Source organism: Polymorphobacter sp. (assembly GCF_048007885.1).
In the GTDB taxonomy this organism is placed as follows: domain Bacteria; phylum Pseudomonadota; class Alphaproteobacteria; order Sphingomonadales; family Sphingomonadaceae; genus Sandarakinorhabdus.
In genome coordinates, this window is sequence record NZ_CP180346.1 from 1,410,148 (window position 1) to 1,427,397 (window position 17,250).

Sequence of the window (17,250 nt, forward strand, 5' to 3'; positions counted from 1 at the left end):
TGAACGATGGCCGAACACCACCTTCAGGGCAGGAGGAGGGAGCCGTCGCCGTAGCTGTAGAAGCGGTAGTTCTGGGCGATGGCATGCGCGTACGCCTTGCGCATGGTGTCGAGGCCCATCAGGGCGCTGACCAGCATGAAGAGGGTGGATTTGGGCAGGTGGAAGTTGGTGATGAGGCCGCTGATGGCGGCGAATTTGTAGCCTGGGGTGATGAAGATGTCGGTGTCGCCGCGGAAGGGGTGGAGGCCCGACGGGGTGGCGGCGGATTCGAGGACGCGGAGCGATGTGGTGCCCACCGCGATGATGCGGCCGCCGCTTGCACGGGCGGTGTTGAGGCGGGCGGCGACATCTGCGGGGATTTCGCCCCATTCGCTGTGCATCTTGTGATCTTCGGTGCGGTCGGCCTTGACGGGGAGGAAGGTGCCGGCGCCGACGTGGAGGGTGACGGTTTCGCGCATTACGCCGCGCGCTTCAAGGGCTTGCCAGAGTGCGGGGGTGAAGTGCAGGCCGGCGGTGGGGGCGGCAACCGCGCCGTCCTTCTTGGCGTGGAGGGTCTGGTAATCTTCGGCGTCTTTCTCGTCGATGGCGCGCTTGCTGGCGATATAGGGGGGGAGCGGCATGGTGCCGGCCGCGGCCATGGCGGCTTCGAGCGGGCCATCGGCTTCGAAGCGCAGCAGCCAGCTGCCGTCTTCGCCGCGCGCTTCGGGCGTGGCGGTGAGGCTGGTGCTGAGTGTGACGGGCATGCCCTGTTTGAGGCGGCGGGCGTTTTTGACGAAGGCCCACCAGCGGGCGAGATCCTCGCGTTTGTGGAGCGTGATGCCGACCTGCGCATTGCCGCTGGTGCCGCTGAACTGGGCGGGGATGACGCGGGTATCGTTGACGACGAGGACATCGCCGGGCGCGAGACGCTGGGGGAGGTCGCGCATGATCCAGTCGGACAGCGTGCTCCCTCGCACTTCGAGCATGCGGGCGCTGTCCCGGGGCGAGACGGGGCGCAGCGCGATACGGTCTGGTGGCAGGTCGAAATCGAAATCGGCGACGCGCATCAGGCCAGCGCCGGGCTCAGTTGGGCTGGGCGGTGGGCAGGCTGACGCCGAGATCGTCGAGGACGCCGCCGAGGTTTTCGGCCGGAGCGGGGGCTTCGGGGGCGGGCTTGCCGTCGGCTTCGATCGAGGCTTGCAGGATGCGGGTGGGGTTTTGCGGGGGCTCGCCGCGCTCGATGGCATCGACCCAGTTCATGCCGCTGATGACGCGGCCGAAGATGGTGTAATTGCGGTCGAGCTTCATGACCGGCTGGAAGACGATGTAGAACTGGCTGTTGGCGCTGTTTTCTTCCTGCGCGCGGGCCATGGCGACGGCGCCGCGGACATGGGGCAGCTCGTTGAATTCGGCTTCGAGATTGGGGAGTTCGGAGCCGCCGGTGCCGGTGCCGGTGGGATCACCGCCCTGGGCCATGAAGCCTTCGATGACGCGGTGGAAGATGGTGCCATCGTAAAAGCCCTGGCGGGCGAGCGTCTTGATGCGCTCGACATGCTTGGGGGCGGCGTCGGGGCGCATGGCGATGCGGACGCGGCCGCCGCTCGAGAGATCGAGGACGAGGATGTTTTCGGGGTCGTTTTGCGGCAGCATGCCGAGGATCTTGCTGGGCGCGGTCATCTTGGGCAGCTCGGGCGGGGCCTTGAGATCAGCCGCGCTGGGGCCGCGCGCCTGGGCATGGGCGGCGCTGGCGAGGCCGAGCATGAGCAGGAGGGCGAGGAGGTAACGCATGATCAGCTGCCCTTGCGGCCGGTTTGGTTGACGCGGGCGACGACATCGGCGGCGATGGCGGGGGTGACGAAGCGGGAGATGTCACCGCCATAGACGGCGATTTCCTTGACGAGGCGCGAGGCGATGGGCTGGAGCGCGACATCGGCCATGAGGAACACCGTCTCGATGCTGTTGTTGAGCTGCTGGTTCATGCCGGCCATCTGGAACTCATATTCGAAATCGGCGACCGCGCGCAGGCCGCGCACGATGAGGCTGGCGCCCTGCCGCTCGGCGAAGGTCATCAGCAGCGCGTCGAACTCGACCACCTCGACATTGGCGATGTCGGCGGTTTCGCGGAGGATCTGGTCCTTGCGCTCGGCGAGCGTGAACATCGGCGACTTGGAGGGGTTGGTGGCGACGCCGATGACCAGCTTGTCGACGAGCTTGGCGCCGCGGCGGATGATGTCCATATGGCCGAGCGTGACCGGATCGAAGGTGCCCGGATAAACGCCGATGCGGGTCATGTCAGCGGTCCCTTTCGACGGCGAAGCGGGCGATGGCGCGCAAGAGGTCGGCGCGGTGATCGAAATGGGCGAGATGCTCGATGGCCTGATCGATGAGCATGCGGGCCTGGGTGCGGGCGCGCTCGATGCCGAGCAGCGAGACGAAGGTGGCCTTGCCGGCGTCTTCATCCTTGCGCAGCGCCTTGCCGGCCTTTTCTTCCGAGCCTTCGACATCGAGCAGATCATCAGCGATCTGGAAGGCGAGGCCGAGATCGCGGGCATAGCCCCTGAGCGGCGTGCGCTCGGCCTCGGGAACATCGCCCATGATGGCGCCGGCTTCGAGGCAGAAGCCGATGAGCGCGCCGGTCTTGAGCTGCTGGAGCCTTGTGACGCCGCCCAGATCATAGGCGGTGTGTTCGGCGACAAGATCCATCATCTGGCCGCCGGCCATGCCCATGGCGCCTGAGGCGGCGGTCAATGCCCGGATCAGGTCGATGCGGACAAAGGGATCGAGGTGCGTGTCTTCGTGGCTGAGCAGATCATAGGCGAAATCATGGAGCGAATCGCCGGCCAGCACGGCGGTGGCTTCATCAAAGGCCTTGTGGACGGTGGGCTTGCCGCGGCGCATGTCATCATCATCCATGCACGGCAGATCGTCGTGGATGAGGCTGTAGACATGGATGCATTCGATGGCGAGCGCCACGCGCAGCGCCCGTTCGCGCGGCACATCGAAGAGATCACACGAGGCCACCACGAGCAGCGGGCGCATGCGCTTGCCGCCGCCGATGGCGGCATGGCGCATCGCCTTGAACAACGGCGCGCGGGTGTCTTCGGGGACAGTGAGCAGCCGGTCGAAGCGCTGGTCGATGGCCTTGCCGATGGCGTCAAGGGCGGGGCGGAGGCTTTTGGAAGGCGCGGCCATGGCGGCGGTCATTCAGGCGCCGGCATCGGCATCGAAGGGGCGCACGGCCACTGCAGCGCCGGTTTCGTCGGTCTGGATCGCCTCGATGCGAGCGCTGGCCTTGGCGAGCTTGGCCTCGCAATGCGCCTTCAGCGCCTGGCCCTCGGCGTAGAGCGCGATCGAATCCTCAAGGCTGGCGGTGCCGCTTTCGAGGCTGTGAACGATCGCTTCGAGGCGCTTCAGCGCGTCTTCGAAACTGAGGGCGGAAATGGCGGCGGCATCCATGGCGCGTTTCTGGACGGGGGCGCGGTGTTGGTCAAGGTGTTGGTCAAGCGGGGGTGCCGTTACGGCCGGGCGGGACATTATCCACGATGCGGAGACTTGGGCGCGCGGGCGGCGCGCGAGCGGAGCGAGGGCGTAGCAGAGCGGCATGGACTATCCTTACATTCCCATTTCTGAACGTCAGCCGCTGCGCTGGCCGAACGGGGCGCGGGTGGCGCTCATTTTGACCTTCAATCTGGAGACATGGGACCTGACCAAGGATACCGACCGGCCCTATTATGCGGGCGGGCCGCCGATCCTGCCCGATGTGCTGCCGGGGCGCGTGCCGGACTTTCCCAATTACAGCTGGCGCGAATATGGCCAGCGGGTGGGCATCTGGCGGCTTTATGAGCTGTTTGACGAGATGGGCGCCAAGGCGAGCTGCACGACCAATGCGGTGACCTTCGACCGGCGGCGACCGATGGTGCAGGCCTGTCTTGACCGGGGCTGGGAGCTTCTGGCGCACAATTGGGAGCAGGGCGAACTGCTGACCGACTTTCACGCCGACCCGGCCAAGGAGCGCGAGATCGTGCTGGCGTCTCTGGCCAAATATGAGGCCGAGACCGGGCGCAAGGCCAAGGGCTGGCTGAGCTCGAGCCTTCGCGGCACGCTGCAGACCGCCGACATATTGGCGGAAGCTGGCTGCACCTTTTATTGTGACATCATGAACGATGATCAGCCCTATCTGCTGCGCACCCCGAATGGGCCGATCGTGTCGGTGCCCTATTCGAACGAGATCAATGATTTCACGCTGCTGACGCGGCGCAATTATACCACCGACCAGTTTCGCGATATCCTGATCGAGGAGCTGGATGTGCTCTACAAGGAAGGCGAGACGACGGGCCGGATCATGAATGTGGGGCTGCACCCGCATGTTTCGGGGCGCGCCCACCGGGTGCGGGCGCTGCGCGAATTCATCGCCTATGCGAAGTCGTTGCCCGGCGTATGGTGGGCGACGCGCGAGGAGATTGCGACCTGGTATCTTGAGAACCACCAGAGCCATATGCCGAACCAGCTGGGAGACTGATGCGATGACCGGGATGCTCAACACCTTTCAACAGGGCATTCACCCGGTCTTGCCGAAACCCAATCACGACGAGGCGGCGCGGCAGGAATTTGCCAAGAGCCTGAAGGGCTTTGTGCAGGGGCGGCTGCTGCCCGGCCTTGGCCCCGTGCATGGCAGCCGGGCGGCGAAACGCTTTGAAAAGGCGCATGGTCGGCCGCCGGCGGACCGGCATGACATCCGCAAGGCGATGGTGGGGGATGAATATTTCCAGCATTATGCCGCCACCAACCGGATTGCGCAGGAGCTGATCTGGGACACGGTGATCGATTCGATCGAGCGGCAGCTGCCGGCGCTGGAGGCTGAGGCCAAGGCGCTTTCGGCGAAGAACAAGGCGCCGCTGGAGACGCGGGCGGACTTTCCCACGCCGCGCTATGTGACCGCGCTCGACATTCATTGCATGCCGGGCGGCTATGCCGAGGCGGAGACGCCGGACGCCATTGCGGCGGGCGCGCTCTATGACCGGGGCGTCTATCTTTATGCGATGGGCTATATGGGCCCGACCAATGACGACATGGGCCGCTCGGTGGCCAATTACATCAAGCGCAACCTGCCCGACTTCACGCCGGCAAACATCCTCGACATGGGCTGCACCGTGGGCCACTCGACCCTGCCCTTCAAGGAGGCCTTTCCGGACGCCGAGGTGATCGGCATCGATGTCGCCGGGCCGCAGCTGCGCTATGCCCATGCCCGGGCGGCGGGCCTCGGGCTGGATGTGGGCTTCATGCAGCGCGATGCGTCTGCGACCGGCTTTGCCGATGAAAGCTTCGACCTGATTGTCAGCCATATCCTGCTGCACGAGACCAGCGGCAAGGCGATGCCGGCGATCTTCAAGGAATGCCACCGGCTGCTGAAGCCGGGCGGCTATATGATCCATGCCGACCTGCCGCCGTTCGATTTGATGGACCCCTTTACCCAGTTCATTCTCGACAATGAGACCTTGTACAACAATGAGCCCTTCTGGGGGGCGATGCGCGAGATGGACCAGCCCGCACTCGCCCGCGCGGCGGGCTTTCCGGCGGACAGCATCCGCTTTGATACCGCGCCCATGGCGATCATGGAATTTGCCGCCGCTGCCGAGAGCTACACGGCCGAGACCACCGAGAGCCTGGCCGAGCGCGAGTTTACGGCTGGCGAATATGCGCCGGGCGGGGGCTGGGAAGTGTTGATTGCGCAAAAGGCAGTGAAGTGATGGAGCGGCGGATGCGGCGGCATGCGCGCGGCAAGCGGCCGCAATTTTATGAGGCGCAAGGCCTGGATCAGGCGATGAGCATGATCATGGTGCTGGCCAGCGAATTTTCGGCGCTGCGCGACCGGCTCGACACGGTGGAGCGGGTGGCGACCGAGAACGGGCTGGGCGCGGCGATCGAGGCCTATGTGCCGCCGCAGGATGTGTTGGAAGAGCGCGAGACGCGGCGGCAGGCGTTTCTCGACCGGCTCTATTATCTGGCGCTGAAGGATGCGGCCGAAGCGGCCGAGGCGGACACCGCCGAGCGCTTCAAGACGACCATCGAAGACATTGCGAAAGGGTGAGCCATGGCAACGCAGTTGAAGACCACTCCTGATCTGGCCGAGGCGCTGGCGGGGATCGTGGGCGAGGCTCATGTGATGACCGGCGAGGCGGACCGGGAATTTTTTGGCAGCGATGTCTACCGGATGCTGGAGATGCCCGCTGTCGTGGTGCGGCCGGGCAGTTGCGACGAGCTGCAGGCTGTGGTGGCGGCGGCCTATGCAGCCGGCGCGCCGGTGGTGATGCGCGGCGGCGGTGCGTCTTACACCGACGGCTTCTTGCAGAAGCTGCCGGGCGGCATCACCATCGATTCCGGGCGGCTGAAGGGCATTGAGGTGGACGCCGAAAACGGCGTGGTGACGGTGGAGGCCGGCGTCACCTGGGCCGAGCTGGCGGAGACGCTGAAGCCGCTGGGGCTCAGGGCCAGCTTTCAGGGGCCGTTTTCAGGGCTGGCGGCCACCGTGGCCGGCTCGGTGTCGCAGAACAGCATTTCGCACGGGCCGGGGGTTTCCGCCGAGGCGCTGCTCAACATCGAGATCATCACCGGCACCGGCGAGCGGCTGGCCACCGGCTCGATGGGCAGCGAGGTGGGCAAGCCCTTCTTCCGTTGGTTCGGGCCGGACATGGCCGGGCTGTTTACCGGCGACTGCGGGGCGCTGGGGGTGAAATCGAGGCTCACGCTGAGGCTGGAGCGGCGGCTGGAGCCCTTTGATGCGGCGAGCTTCTCGTTCGACAGCTTCGAGGCGATGCACGCGGCCATGCGCGCCATTGCGCAAGAAGGGCTGGACCAGGAAAATTTCGGCATCGACGCCGTGCTCCAGCAGGGGCAGATCGGCCGCAACGACAGCGTGTCGGCCAAGGCCGAAGTGGCCAAGGGGGTGATGAAGAACGCCAGCTCGCTGGGCGCGGGCGTGAAGGCGCTGGCGAAGATGGCGGTGCAGGGCGACAAGGCGCTGAAGGCCGCGACCTATGCCGTGCATTACATCACCGAGGGCGTGGACGAAGCGGCCGCAAGGGCCAAGACCGCCGTCATCCGCAAGCTGGCACTGGCGCATGGCACCGAACTGCCCAACGCCGTGCCGGTGGTCGTGCGGGGGATGCCCTATGCGCCGCTGACCAATGTGCTTGGCCCCAAGGGCGAGCGCTGGCTGCCGATGCACGCCGTGCTGGCGCATGATGCCGCCGTGCCGTTCCACCATGCCATCCGCGCCTATTGGGACAGCCAGGCAGACGTGATGGAAAAGCACGGCATCTTCTCGGGCACGATGTTCATGTGCGTGGGCAACAGCGGCTTCATCTATGAGCCGACCTTCTATTGGCCCGACACGCGCACCCTCTACCATGACAAGGTGGTGCCGGCCGACCATCTGAAGACCCTGCCACACTACGGTGCCGCGCCCGAAGCGCGCGCCGAAGTGAAGCGGATGAAGGCGGACATCCAGGCGCTGATGCACGCGCACGGCGCAGCCCACCTGCAGGTGGGCAAATCCTATGACCTGCTGGGCGGGCGCAACGAAGCCTCGGTGGCGCTGCTGCGCGCGATCAAGGCAGCGCTGGATCCGAAGGGGATTTTGAACCCGGGGGCTTTGGGGCTTTAGGGCGGTCAGGGGCAGTTAAGGGCCTCCGGCGGGCAGTTAAGGGCCTCAGGCCCCAGACCCCATTTGTTTTTTGGGACAAGGCTTGGCAGGTCAGCGTCGGCGCGAAGCGCTTTATAGCCTGCGGCGCTGGGCTTGGGGCGTCGGGAGTCGCTTAGGCCCCGGATCAGGTCCGGGGCGACGGATATTTGTGGGCTGCGCCACTATTGGGGTCTGGGGCCTGAGGCCCCAGCCGCCGGAGGCCCTTAACTGCCCGCCGGAGGCCCCTTTAGCTCCGAGCTGCCGCCTTGCCGGCGAGGTAGCCGAGGCCGGTGGCTGACAGCAGGCCGTTGCCGGCGATGTAGCCGGCGGCGCCCGGCCCGGAGATGCCGCGTGCGGCGCCGCCGGCAGCAAAGAGGTTGGGGAGTGGTGTGCCTTCTGGGCGGAGCACGCGGGCGTGGGTGTCGACGGCGAGGCCGCCCTGGGTGTGGAACAGCGCGCCGTTAACGCGGGCGGCGAAGAAGGGGGCCTTGAGCTCGGGCTTGCCGGGGAAGTTTCGGCCGAAGGGGCAGGGTTTTTCGCTGCGCACCATGGCGGCGACGTCTGCGAGGGTTTGGGTGAGGGCGGCTTCGGGCAGGCCGGTTTTGGCGGCGAGTATGGCGAGATCGGGGGCTTCGACGATGGCGCCGGCGCTGAGTGCATGGGTGTAATCGTCGAACTGGCGCATGACGGCGTCGCAGCGGGCGTCATAGACGGACCAGGCGACGCTGCCCGGCTGGGCGACGATGTTGGCGGCCTGCACCGAATAGCCGCGGCTTTCATCGGCGAAGCGCTGGCCGGCGCGGTTGACCTGGATGCCGCCTTCCATGATCAGCGGCCAGAGGATGGGGATGCCGTGGCCGGCGGCGAGCCCGCCGTGGCCCTGATAGGCGTCCATGTCTTTGACGGCTGCGCCCAGTGCTTCGCCCCACGCCACCGCATCGCCCTTGTTGCCGGGGTGGCCGTGGAAGACGGCGCCGTGGATTTCGGGGATGAAGCGGGCGACCATCTCGGCGTTTCCGGCGAAGCCCGAGCAGGCGAGGATGAGGGCATTGCAGGTGACGGTTTCGGTGGCGCCGTCGGGACGCTGGATGACGACGCCGGTGACGCGGCCCTGTGCATCGGCGACGAGATCGCGGGCCTGCGCGTCGGTGAGGATGTCGACGCCGGCGGCGGCGCAGGCGTTGTTGAGGCCGGCCATCAGCTCTTCACCGGTGCGGTGCGGCGTGCCCATCATGCGCATGTTGCTGTGGCCGGGGTAGAGAAAGCCGGTGACGAGGCTGAGGGGCACGCCGTGCTGGCGCTTGAGCCAGCCGATGACTTCGGCGGACTGGGCAGCGAGCGCATGGACCACGGCGTCGTCGGTGGTGCCGGCCTTGGCGATGATATCCTTGGCCATGGTGTCGGCGCTGTCGGTGACGCCGGCTTCGGCCTGATCGGGCGTGCCGGCGGCGGGGATGAGGCCGGTGCTCATGGCGGTGGTGCCGCGCGGGGTGGGATCACGCTCGATGACCAGCACTTCGCTGCCGCCGTCACGTGCGGCAAGCGCTGCGACGAGGCCGGCAGCGCCGCCGCCGATGATGATGACGGGATAATGGGCGACCGGCGCGCCGGGGTTTTCGGAGAGAATGGCCATGGCTTGGGGATAGCGTGGCGGCGCGCGCGGCCATGGATGGGAGAAATAATGTTCGCTGTGCGGAGGTTTTGAGGGTTGGCGGTGGGGGCGGCCCTTGGCGGGGCAAAGCTGCGGCGATGGCGAGCACCCTCACTTACCGGGCCGAGTTCAGCGCCGGATGGAAGACCGTGTTGGGCGGGACGCTCGGCACGGCCTTCGGCATTTCGGCGCTGCCTTTCTATACGCTGGGCGTGTTTGTGAAGCCGATTGCCGAGGCGACCGGCTGGAGCCGCGAGGCGGTGCAGCTGGGCTTTGCCGCGCTGATGTTCGGCATGCTGCTCTCCAGCTGGGCCTGGGGCGTGGCGGTGGACCGCTGGGGCGCGAGGGGCGTGGCGCTGGTCTCGCAGATCGGGCTGGGTGTGGGGCTGATCGCGCTGCCGAGCTTCGCCACCTCGCTGACCGGTTGGTATGTCGGCTGGGTGGTGGTGGCCTTTCTGGGCGCGGGCACCTCGCCGGTGACCTGGACGCGGGGGATTTCGGGCTGGTTCACCACCGCGCGCGGCGCCGCCCTTGGGCTGGCGCTGATGGGCACGGGCTTTTGCGCGCTGATCGCGCCGCCGGCGGTGACGGCGGTGATCGCGCTGCGCGGCTGGGAGGACGGCTACCGCGCGCTGGGGGCCGCTGTGCTGCTGCTGGCGCTGCCGCTGACCGCGCTGACCTTTCGCGATTCGAAGGCGCTGGCGGCGGGCGATACGCCGCTGCCGGGCGCGGACCGCAAGGCGGCGCTTTCGGATTATCGCTTCTGGCTGCTGCTTTTCGTTTTTGCCGGGATGACGCTGGCCATTGCCGGGCTGATCCCGACGCTGGTGCCGCTGCTCACCGACCGGGGCATGAGCGCGGCGCAAGCGGCGGGCTATGCTGCGCTCGTGGGCGTGGCCATCATTGTGGGCCGGGTGGGCGCGGGGCTGCTCATCGACCGCTTCTGGGCGCCGGCGGTGGCGGCGATCATGCTGGCGCTGCCGGTGCTAGCCTGCCTCATCTTGCTGATGGGCGCGCCCTCGCCCCTTCTCATCGGGGTGGCGGCGCTGCTCATCGGGCTGGCGGCGGGCGCGGAATTCGACGTCGTCGCCTATCTGACCGGGCGCTATTTCGGCATGCGCAACTATGGCTTTCTCTATTCGATCCAGACCGTCGGCATGCTGGTGGCCGGCGGCTTTTCACCCGCGCTGTTCGGCCGGATCTTCGACCGCACTGGCAGCTATGACACGGCGCTGATGGTGGCCGCCGGCATCTTTGTGTGCGTGCCGCCGCTGCTGCTGCTGATGGGACGCTACCCGAACGAGGAGGAGATGGCATGAAGATCGCCGTGATCGGCGCCGGCATGGGCGGGCTGACCGCTGCCCTCGCGCTCGCCCGCTCGGGCCAGGACGTGACACTGTATGAACGCAGCGCCGTGCTGGGCGAGCTTGGCGCGGGCATCACGCTCGCCCCCAATGCGGTGCGCGTGCTCGACTGGCTGGGCGTGGATGTGCGGCCCATCGGGGTGATGCCGCGGGTGCAATGGACCCAGCATTGGCAGACCGGCAAGGTGCTGAAGGAATCCGACCGCGGCGCCGACTTCGCCGCCCGCCACGGCGGCGCGGGCTATTATCACGTCCACCGCGCCGACCTGCACACGGCCCTTGCCAGCGCCTTTGAAGCCGCAGCCCCCGGCCGGCTCGTGCTCGGCCATGCGCTCAGCGATGTGACACCCGAAGGCCGGATGCGCTTTGAAAATGGCGCTGCGGCCGAAGCCGATATCGTGGTCGGCGCGGACGGGGTGCGCTCGGGCGTGCGCGCCGCGCTGTGGCCCGCCGATGCGCCCGAATATACCGGGCAAGTGGCCTGGCGCGGGCTGGTGCCCCTCGACGCCCTGCCCGCCGAGCAGCAGGGCCTGCCGCCCGGCATCCACATCGGGCCGGGACGGCTGTTCATGCGCTACCCCGTGCGCGGCGGCGCAATCATCAACTTCGCCGCCTTTGTCGAAACCGCCGGCTGGCAGGAGGAAGGCTGGACCATCCCCTCCACCATCCCCGAACTGATGGCGCACTTTGAAGACTGGGACCCGCTGGTGCGGACCCTCATCAGCGCCACACCACCCGACAAGCTGTTCAAATGGGCGCTGCACGCGCGCGCGCCGCTCGAAACCTGGACCAGAGGCCGCGTCACCCTGCTCGGCGACGCAGCGCATGCCATGCTGCCCTTCATGGGCCAAGGTGCCGCCGCCGCGCTCGAAGACGCCGCCATCCTCGCCCGCTGCCTCGCGCACTACGCCCCCGACGAGGCCCTCGCCCGCTATGAAGCCAACCGCCAGCCGATCGCCAACCTCATCCAGACCCAGAGCCGGCTGCTCGGCATGAAACTGCAAGGCAAGGACCCCGACAGCCTGCACGCCGGGCCGCTGCTGAACGAGGAAAGCATGGGCCTGTTCGAACGCAATACGGTGGTGGAGGCGGTTTAGCGCCTGTGGGGGGTATTGAGGGCCTCCGGCGGGCGAGATTTGCCTCCGGCGGCTGGGGCCTTAGGCCCCAGACCCCATTTGTGGGTTTGGGACAAGGCTGGACAGGGCAGCGCCTGCGCGCAGCGCATTTATAGCCTGCGGCGCTGGGCTTGGCGGGACGGGAGTTGCCTAAGGCCCCTGATCAGATCCGGGGCGACGGGGAATTATGGGCAGCGCCACTGATGGGGTCTGGGGCCTAAGGCCCCAGCCGCCGGAGGCCCTTCTGCCCCCCGGCAAACACCCTTCGCCTCAGCCCGGCTTCTTCTGCATATAGGCGGGCAGTTCCGGCGTGGGGACGCTGGGGACGGGCTGGCCGGGGGGCACGGGGGCGGGGGTTTGTTCGCGGGCGTACCATTCGAGGCTGGAGAGCGAGGGTTCGATCCATTCGCTTGGGGCTTCGAGGTATTTGGGGAAGTTTTTGGCGACATAGGCCAGGGTTTTGGGGTCCATGTTGTCGAGGCTGTCTTCGCCGCCCATGTGGGTGTTGTAGATGCAGTGGCCGGGGGTGGGCCCCATCAGCATCCACGGCAGCCACGGCGTGACGCGTGACCAGGTGCCGTTATATTCGATCGAGGTGAGGTTGGGGTTTTGCAGGTCGGCCCAGTCGAAGGAGTAGAGGAAGGTTTCGGTGACCTGGTTCATGACGTTGCCGTTTTCGCGCGGCCATTTGGAGGGCGGCAGCGAGGACGGGTAGAAGAGGTTGATGTAGCTGGTGAGGAAGGCCTTGTCGCCACGCCGGATCCAGTTGAGCTGGAGCGGGTCGCGCTTTTCCTCGGTCTTGTTGAGGCCGCCGTAGGACGGGCCGCGCGGCGCGAACGGCGTGATGAGCTGGTTGAAGGGGTCGTTGGCGATGGGGACGACCTTCACCTTTTCGTCGAAATAGGGGTTGGTCCATTCCTCGAGGATTTCGCCGGTCTTGAGGTCGGTGTAGAGGCCGACTTCGCGCAGCACCTTGCGGTAACCCTTGCCGCCTTCATAGGGCAGCAGCTTGGCGCAGCTGATCATGGTGAAGCCGCAGAGATCGCGGATGATGGCGCCCGGCATGACGCCCTGGACGATGCCTTGCGCCCAGCCATATTTGGTGGATTTCATGTCGGTGTTGGCGTTGATGCGGGCGATGGCTTCCATATTGCCTTCGCCGGTGGTGAGATCGAGGAAGCTGCCCTTGAGCGTGTCAGGCTCGGTGGTGCGGATCTTGGCGCGGGCGGGTGTGGTGGCGGCGAGTGCTGCGCCTGCGGCTGCGACGGCCCCTGCCCCTGCGATGAACGAACGCCGATCCATAACTCACTCCATTGCCGCCATTTGACTTTTGCATCGCACCACCCTTCCCCTTTGACGGCAAGAGTTGGTCGGCCTATCTCTCCGCTAGCCGGATAGGGAGGGCGAGATGACTGCCATGGAAGCGACGGGGGCGACGGCCAAGGGGGCGGGGAAGGCGAAAGCGGCTGGCGGCGAGCGTGACGGCAATGTGCGGGCGATCAGCCGCGGGCTGGCGGTGTTGCAGACGGTCAACCGGGGCGGCTCGGTGACGATGATGGAGATTTGCCGGGGGGCGGAGATCCCCTATCCGACCGCCTGCCGGATTGTGCAGACGCTGATGGACGAGGGCTTTCTGGAGCGCGAGCCGGCGCGCAAGCGGTATCGGGCCACCGCGATGGTGCGCACGCTGGCGCTGGGCTTTCAGGAGGAGGATGATCTGGTGGCGGTGAGCCGCCCGCATATCGTGGCGCTGACCAAGCTGCTGGCATGGCCGGTGAGCATCACATCAAGGGTGGGGCCGATGATGATGGTGCGCGACAGCACCCACAAGCTGACGTCGCTGACGCTGCACAATTATGCGCCGGGCTTTACCCTGCCGATCATCGAGTGCAGCACCGGCAAGGCATGGCTGGCCTGGGCGCGGGCCGAGGAGCGCGCGGGCGTTCTGGCCGGGCTGCGGCAGATGGAGGGGCCAGCGGAGCGGCTGGCGGTGCTGTTGACGAGCTCGGAGAAGATGCTGACCGACATTCGCACCAAGGGCTATGCCACCCAGGCGCGCAATATCTATACCGCGACGCCGGGCAAGACCTCGTCGATTGCCATGCCGCTGTTCAAGGACGGGGTGGCGATTGGCGCGCTGGGGCTGATCTTCTTTGCCAGCGCCTTTACCATGGCCGAGGCAGAAGAGCGGTTTGTGCCGCATATCCGCGAGACGGCGCGGGCGATTTCGGCGGAGCTGGGCTCGGGCGATGTCTATCCGCCGGTGGCGGTGTGATGCGGCGGCTGGTGGCGGCGCTGGCGGCGGGGCTGCTGGCGGGCGGGGCGGCAGGCGCGCCGGTGCATTATGTGGCGATGGGGAGTTCCTTTGCGGCCGGGCCGGGGATTGGCGCGGCGGCGGCGGGGGCGCGGCGCTGCGGGCAGGCGGCGGACAGTTATCCACGCCAGCTGGCACGAAAGCTGGGGCTGGGGCTGACCGACATGACGTGCAGCGGGGCGACGACGGCGCATCTGCTGGGGCCGTGGCGCGAGCTGCCGGCGCAGCTCGATGCGCTGCGCGCCGACACGGCGCTGGTGACGGTGACGGTGGGCGGCAATGATGTGGGCTATATCGGCGGGCTGTTTGCGGCCTCGTGCAAGGTGATGCCGGGGGCGGGGGTGTGTGGCCGGGCGAGCGCGCCGCCGCCGCCGGAAGAGGCGGACTGGCAGGCGCTGGCGGGGCGGCTGGACGAGATTGCGCGCGAGGTGCGGCGGCGCGCGCCGGCTGCGCGGCTGGTGTTTGTGGATTATCTGACCGTGTTGCCCGAGGAAGGCGGCTGTGCGTCGGCGCCGATGGGGGCGGCCGAGGCGGACGCGGCGCGGGCGGTGGCGGCGCGGCTGGCCGCCGAGACGGCGGCGGCGACGACGCGGGCGCAGGATATGGGGATGCGCGCGGACCTGCTGTCGGCCGCCGCCCTTTCGGCGGGGCATGATGCGTGCGGGGCGCGGCCGTGGATGACGGGGTTTGTGGCGCCGGCGGGGGCGCGGGGCTTTGTGCCCTATCACCCCAGGCTGGCGGGGATGACGGCGGTGGCGGATGCGCTGGCAGCGATGCTGGGCGAGATGGGAGAGGGTGAGTGAGCGGGATGACACGGCGGACGGTGATGGCCGGGTTGGCGCTGGCGCCGGTGGCGGGGGCAGCGGCGCGGGAGGGGATTGTCGAATCCGAATCTTCGCTGGTGTTGCCGAGCGGGCGGGTGATGCCGTTTCGGCTGTGGCGACCGGTGGGCGATGGGCCGCTGCCCTTGATGCTGTTTTCGCACGGGGCGTTTTCGCGGCCCGACAAATATCGCAATCTTGTCGAGCCGATGGCGGCGGCGGGCTTTGTGGTGGCGGCCCCGCTGCATGCCGACACGCCGGACCATCCCGGCGGGGGCAAGATCGATCCGGCGGATTCGATGGCGTTTCGCATGGAGGATATGCGCGCGCTGATCCGGATGCGCGCGAGCATTGGCGCCGACAATGGCCCGGTGGTGGCGTGCGGGCACAGCTTTGGCGCGCTGATTGCGCAGATATTGGTGGGGGCGCGGGTGGCGGCGCGCGGCACCGGGGCAGCGGCCGAGGACGGCGACTGCGACCTTGCGCTGGCCTTTTCGCCGCCGGGGCCGTTTCCGCCCAATATCCCCGAGACGACGTGGGAGACGGTATCAAGGCCGATGTTCGTGCAGACCGGCACGGCGGACATTCTGCCGATGATCGCGCCGCGCTGGGAGGCGCACAAGCTGAGCTATGACACCACGCCCGCGCCTGCGCTGCTGTTTGTGGGCGAGGGCGTGGACCATTATTTCGGCAATCTCTATGGTCGACCCGAGCGCACCGAGACCCCGCAGCGGGTGCAGTTTGACGGCGCGATTGCGGCGGCCCTGGCGCTGGTGCGCGCGGTGAGGAGCGGGGGCAGCATCGCGGCCATCACCGAGGTGCAGCCGGGGCTGGCGCGGCTGGAGGCGCGGAACGTTTAGCCGCGCCAGAGGACGGGGAAGATCGCTTCGGGCGGGGCCTCGCCGGGGCGCATGGCCGGGTGGCTGGCGAGCGGCGCGATGACGGCCGACAGCGCGTCGGGCGCCCAGACGACATCGGAGCCGATCCAGCGGGTGGTGAAGGCGACGCGGCGCCTGCCGGGGCTGCCGGGGCGGGAGGCGTGGATGGTCTTGGGGTGGATGAGCAGCGCGTCACCAGCGCGCGCCGGCCAGACGCGGATATCGGCATCAGGCGCTGTGACGCGCGCTTCCAGCTCGGCCCAGGGGCGGTAACCTTCGAGGCTGACATCCTGCCGCGAGAGCGGGCTGTGATAGCGCCAGCCATCGAGGTTTGAGCCGGCCAGCGTCAGCATCGGGGCGTTGGCGTCATCGACATCGGTGAGCGCGATCCAGAGGCTGGGGAGATGCTCGCCGGTGAAGGGGAAGGTGCAGACATCATTGTGCCACGGCGTGGCGGCGGCGGGATCATTGCCCTGCTTGATGAAGGTGGCGTCCATCCAGAGCCGCACCGAGGTGGCGCCCATGAGCTGGCCGACGAGGGCGGCGGCAGGGCTCTCTGTGGCCCAGCGGGCGAAGAGCGGGTCACAGGGCATGCAGTTGCGCAGCTGGACGCCGCCTTCGCCGCTGGGGTGGCGCGACGGCGGGTTCTGCACGGGCGAATGGGTGACATGGCCCCAGCCATCGCCCGCAAAGCCGGCTTCGATGCGGTCAATGGCGGCAGTGATCGGCGCGACCCAATCGGTGAAGGCGCCTTCGATGCGGGTGCAGCCGCTGCCCCGATATTCGGCGATGTGGTCGGGCGTGATCATTGGGCGTCCTTCACGAAGACACGCGGGTCTTTGAGGCTGTCGAAACGGCTGTCAGGCGCGTGGGCATCCCAGCGCATGGTGTTGGGGATGTTGGTGTAATGCACGCCGATGTTGATGACCCAGAGCACGAACAGCGCATCGAGGGTGAGCGCGGTGAGGGGCGCATGGGGGGCGAGCGCCATGCCCTGCCAGACCTGGAACAGCCGCCAGGGCAGGAACAGGCAGGGCACGATGACCCAGATGGGTGAGCGCAGCCGCTTCCAGGCGATAAGCTCGAACACGACCTGAAGGACGAACATGGCGAGATAGGGGAGGAGCGCCCAGCGGGTGGCGGGCGCGCGGCCCTCAAGCGCGAGGGCGGCGAGCGGCAGCAGCAGGCCGACGCCCCAGATGATGAGCAGCCAGGCCTTGAAGATGGGGCCGACCGGGCGCGGGCCGGGGAAGGCCGGGCCGGGGCGCGTGCGCCATGCCGCCCAGGCCATGGCGGCGGCGGCGAGCGCGAGGAAACCGGCGTTGCTCCAGAGGATATGCGACATGGCTGCATCATGCCCCAGACCTGCGCTGCCGCGCCAGAGGCGATCGGGCTGACCGCCCTGCGGAGGGTGGCGCGAAACTGGCGGGCGGCGGGCGGGCGGGTG

At 67.7% G+C, this 17,250-nt stretch carries 18 protein-coding genes; 9 read left to right on the forward strand and 9 right to left on the reverse strand.

Features of this window, described 5'->3' with window-relative positions:
- Positions 1 to 23: 23 nt before the first annotated feature.
- From queA to ACMVO5_RS06705, 5 genes are read right to left on the reverse strand one after another with little or no spacing between them, the layout of a single operon-like run.
- Positions 24 to 1,046: a tRNA preQ1(34) S-adenosylmethionine ribosyltransferase-isomerase QueA gene (queA, locus tag ACMVO5_RS06685; protein WP_416906753.1), complete on the reverse strand. Its 1,023-nt coding sequence runs from the start codon at positions 1,044 to 1,046 to the stop codon at positions 24 to 26.
- A 16-nt stretch (positions 1,047 to 1,062) separates the two neighbouring features.
- Complete coding sequence (locus ACMVO5_RS06690) at positions 1,063 to 1,767, reverse strand: peptidylprolyl isomerase (protein ID WP_416906754.1); 705 nt, start codon at positions 1,765 to 1,767, stop codon at positions 1,063 to 1,065.
- A gap of 2 nt (positions 1,768 to 1,769) precedes the next feature.
- Complete coding sequence (gene coaD, locus ACMVO5_RS06695; protein WP_416906755.1) at positions 1,770 to 2,270, reverse strand: pantetheine-phosphate adenylyltransferase; 501 nt, start codon at positions 2,268 to 2,270, stop codon at positions 1,770 to 1,772.
- 1 nt (position 2,271) lies between these two features.
- Positions 2,272 to 3,171 carry a polyprenyl synthetase family protein gene (locus ACMVO5_RS06700; RefSeq protein WP_416909321.1) on the reverse strand — a complete coding sequence of 300 codons (900 nt, stop codon included), beginning with the start codon at positions 3,169 to 3,171 and terminating at the stop codon, positions 2,272 to 2,274.
- Positions 3,172 to 3,183: 12 nt separating this feature from the next.
- Positions 3,184 to 3,435 (reverse strand): exodeoxyribonuclease VII small subunit, encoded by a 252-nt coding sequence (locus ACMVO5_RS06705; RefSeq protein WP_416906756.1) that lies wholly within the window; start codon positions 3,433 to 3,435, stop codon positions 3,184 to 3,186.
- Positions 3,436 to 3,580: 145 nt separating this feature from the next.
- Between ACMVO5_RS06705 and ACMVO5_RS06710 the strand changes: the two genes are divergently transcribed.
- Genes ACMVO5_RS06710 through ACMVO5_RS06725 form a run of 4 tightly spaced genes read left to right on the forward strand, consistent with a single transcriptional unit; the run spans position 3,581 to position 7,642 of the window.
- Entirely contained in the window at positions 3,581 to 4,498 is a 918-nt protein-coding gene (locus tag ACMVO5_RS06710) for a polysaccharide deacetylase (protein ID WP_416906757.1), read from the forward strand.
- 4 nt (positions 4,499 to 4,502) lie between these two features.
- A complete protein-coding gene (locus tag ACMVO5_RS06715) occupies positions 4,503 to 5,726 on the forward strand; it encodes a methyltransferase domain-containing protein (RefSeq protein WP_416906758.1) in 1,224 nt (407 codons plus the stop codon).
- 11 nt (positions 5,727 to 5,737) lie between these two features.
- Positions 5,738 to 6,067, forward strand: a complete 330-nt coding sequence (locus ACMVO5_RS06720; protein WP_416906759.1) for a hypothetical protein — start codon at positions 5,738 to 5,740, stop codon at positions 6,065 to 6,067.
- 3 nt (positions 6,068 to 6,070) lie between these two features.
- Positions 6,071 to 7,642 (forward strand): FAD-binding oxidoreductase, encoded by a 1,572-nt coding sequence (locus tag ACMVO5_RS06725; RefSeq protein WP_416906760.1) that lies wholly within the window; start codon positions 6,071 to 6,073, stop codon positions 7,640 to 7,642.
- 265 nt (positions 7,643 to 7,907) lie between these two features.
- On the opposite strand, the gene ACMVO5_RS06730 is transcribed toward ACMVO5_RS06725, so the two are convergent.
- Complete coding sequence (locus ACMVO5_RS06730) at positions 7,908 to 9,293, reverse strand: FAD-dependent oxidoreductase (protein ID WP_416906761.1); 1,386 nt, start codon at positions 9,291 to 9,293, stop codon at positions 7,908 to 7,910.
- A gap of 116 nt (positions 9,294 to 9,409) precedes the next feature.
- On the opposite strand from ACMVO5_RS06730, the gene ACMVO5_RS06735 reads away from it, so the two are divergent.
- Together ACMVO5_RS06735 and ACMVO5_RS06740 are read left to right on the forward strand one after the other, a co-directional pair.
- On the forward strand, positions 9,410 to 10,630 hold the full coding sequence (locus tag ACMVO5_RS06735) for an MFS transporter (RefSeq protein ID WP_416906762.1): 1,221 nt from the start codon (positions 9,410 to 9,412) through the stop codon (positions 10,628 to 10,630).
- Positions 10,627 to 11,772, forward strand: a complete 1,146-nt coding sequence (locus ACMVO5_RS06740) for an FAD-dependent monooxygenase (protein ID WP_416906763.1) — start codon at positions 10,627 to 10,629, stop codon at positions 11,770 to 11,772. The genes ACMVO5_RS06735 and ACMVO5_RS06740 overlap by 4 nt, the downstream gene beginning before the upstream one ends.
- A 288-nt stretch (positions 11,773 to 12,060) precedes the next feature.
- On the opposite strand, the gene ACMVO5_RS06745 is transcribed toward ACMVO5_RS06740, so the two are convergent.
- Positions 12,061 to 13,092: a DUF1838 family protein gene (locus tag ACMVO5_RS06745; RefSeq protein WP_416906764.1), complete on the reverse strand. Its 1,032-nt coding sequence runs from the start codon at positions 13,090 to 13,092 to the stop codon at positions 12,061 to 12,063.
- Positions 13,093 to 13,198: 106 nt separating this feature from the next.
- On the opposite strand from ACMVO5_RS06745, the gene ACMVO5_RS06750 reads away from it, so the two are divergent.
- The 3 genes from ACMVO5_RS06750 to ACMVO5_RS06760 are packed head-to-tail and all read left to right on the forward strand — an operon-like array spanning position 13,199 to position 15,785.
- On the forward strand, positions 13,199 to 14,065 hold the full coding sequence (locus tag ACMVO5_RS06750) for a helix-turn-helix domain-containing protein (RefSeq protein ID WP_416906765.1): 867 nt from the start codon (positions 13,199 to 13,201) through the stop codon (positions 14,063 to 14,065).
- Complete coding sequence (locus tag ACMVO5_RS06755) at positions 14,065 to 14,907, forward strand: SGNH/GDSL hydrolase family protein (protein ID WP_416906766.1); 843 nt, start codon at positions 14,065 to 14,067, stop codon at positions 14,905 to 14,907. The genes ACMVO5_RS06750 and ACMVO5_RS06755 overlap by 1 nt, the downstream gene beginning before the upstream one ends.
- A 5-nt stretch (positions 14,908 to 14,912) precedes the next feature.
- Entirely contained in the window at positions 14,913 to 15,785 is an 873-nt protein-coding gene (locus tag ACMVO5_RS06760) for an alpha/beta fold hydrolase (protein WP_416909322.1), read from the forward strand.
- On the opposite strand, the gene ACMVO5_RS06765 is transcribed toward ACMVO5_RS06760, so the two are convergent.
- Both ACMVO5_RS06765 and ACMVO5_RS06770 read right to left on the reverse strand, forming a co-directional pair.
- Positions 15,782 to 16,612 carry a phytanoyl-CoA dioxygenase family protein gene (locus tag ACMVO5_RS06765; RefSeq protein WP_416906768.1) on the reverse strand — a complete coding sequence of 277 codons (831 nt, stop codon included), beginning with the start codon at positions 16,610 to 16,612 and terminating at the stop codon, positions 15,782 to 15,784. The genes ACMVO5_RS06760 and ACMVO5_RS06765 overlap by 4 nt on opposite strands.
- Positions 16,609 to 17,148 carry a hypothetical protein gene (locus tag ACMVO5_RS06770; RefSeq protein ID WP_416906769.1) on the reverse strand — a complete coding sequence of 180 codons (540 nt, stop codon included), beginning with the start codon at positions 17,146 to 17,148 and terminating at the stop codon, positions 16,609 to 16,611. Before ACMVO5_RS06770 ends, ACMVO5_RS06765 begins: the two co-directional genes overlap by 4 nt.
- Positions 17,149 to 17,250 lie beyond the last annotated feature (102 nt).

Bases quoted from the DNA above. Each gene is read 5' to 3' on its own strand.
- queA (WP_416906753.1), bottom strand. From the start codon at position 1,046: ATGCGCGTCGCCGATTTCGATTTCGACCTGCCACCAGACCGTATCGCG.
- ACMVO5_RS06690 (WP_416906754.1), bottom strand. From the start codon at position 1,767: ATGCGTTACCTCCTCGCCCTCCTGCTCATGCTCGGCCTCGCCAGCGCC.
- coaD (WP_416906755.1), bottom strand. From the start codon at position 2,270: ATGACCCGCATCGGCGTTTATCCGGGCACCTTCGATCCGGTCACGCTC.
- ACMVO5_RS06700 (WP_416909321.1), bottom strand. From the start codon at position 3,171: ATGGCCGCGCCTTCCAAAAGCCTCCGCCCCGCCCTTGACGCCATCGGC.
- ACMVO5_RS06705 (WP_416906756.1), bottom strand. From the start codon at position 3,435: ATGGATGCCGCCGCCATTTCCGCCCTCAGTTTCGAAGACGCGCTGAAG.
- ACMVO5_RS06710 (WP_416906757.1), top strand. From the start codon at position 3,581: ATGGACTATCCTTACATTCCCATTTCTGAACGTCAGCCGCTGCGCTGG.
- ACMVO5_RS06715 (WP_416906758.1), top strand. From the start codon at position 4,503: ATGACCGGGATGCTCAACACCTTTCAACAGGGCATTCACCCGGTCTTG.
- ACMVO5_RS06720 (WP_416906759.1), top strand. From the start codon at position 5,738: ATGCGGCGGCATGCGCGCGGCAAGCGGCCGCAATTTTATGAGGCGCAA.
- ACMVO5_RS06725 (WP_416906760.1), top strand. From the start codon at position 6,071: ATGGCAACGCAGTTGAAGACCACTCCTGATCTGGCCGAGGCGCTGGCG.
- ACMVO5_RS06730 (WP_416906761.1), bottom strand. From the start codon at position 9,293: ATGGCCATTCTCTCCGAAAACCCCGGCGCGCCGGTCGCCCATTATCCC.
- ACMVO5_RS06735 (WP_416906762.1), top strand. From the start codon at position 9,410: ATGGCGAGCACCCTCACTTACCGGGCCGAGTTCAGCGCCGGATGGAAG.
- ACMVO5_RS06740 (WP_416906763.1), top strand. From the start codon at position 10,627: ATGAAGATCGCCGTGATCGGCGCCGGCATGGGCGGGCTGACCGCTGCC.
- ACMVO5_RS06745 (WP_416906764.1), bottom strand. From the start codon at position 13,092: ATGGATCGGCGTTCGTTCATCGCAGGGGCAGGGGCCGTCGCAGCCGCA.
- ACMVO5_RS06750 (WP_416906765.1), top strand. From the start codon at position 13,199: ATGACTGCCATGGAAGCGACGGGGGCGACGGCCAAGGGGGCGGGGAAG.
- ACMVO5_RS06755 (WP_416906766.1), top strand. From the start codon at position 14,065: ATGCGGCGGCTGGTGGCGGCGCTGGCGGCGGGGCTGCTGGCGGGCGGG.
- ACMVO5_RS06760 (WP_416909322.1), top strand. From the start codon at position 14,913: ATGACACGGCGGACGGTGATGGCCGGGTTGGCGCTGGCGCCGGTGGCG.
- ACMVO5_RS06765 (WP_416906768.1), bottom strand. From the start codon at position 16,612: ATGATCACGCCCGACCACATCGCCGAATATCGGGGCAGCGGCTGCACC.
- ACMVO5_RS06770 (WP_416906769.1), bottom strand. From the start codon at position 17,148: ATGTCGCATATCCTCTGGAGCAACGCCGGTTTCCTCGCGCTCGCCGCC.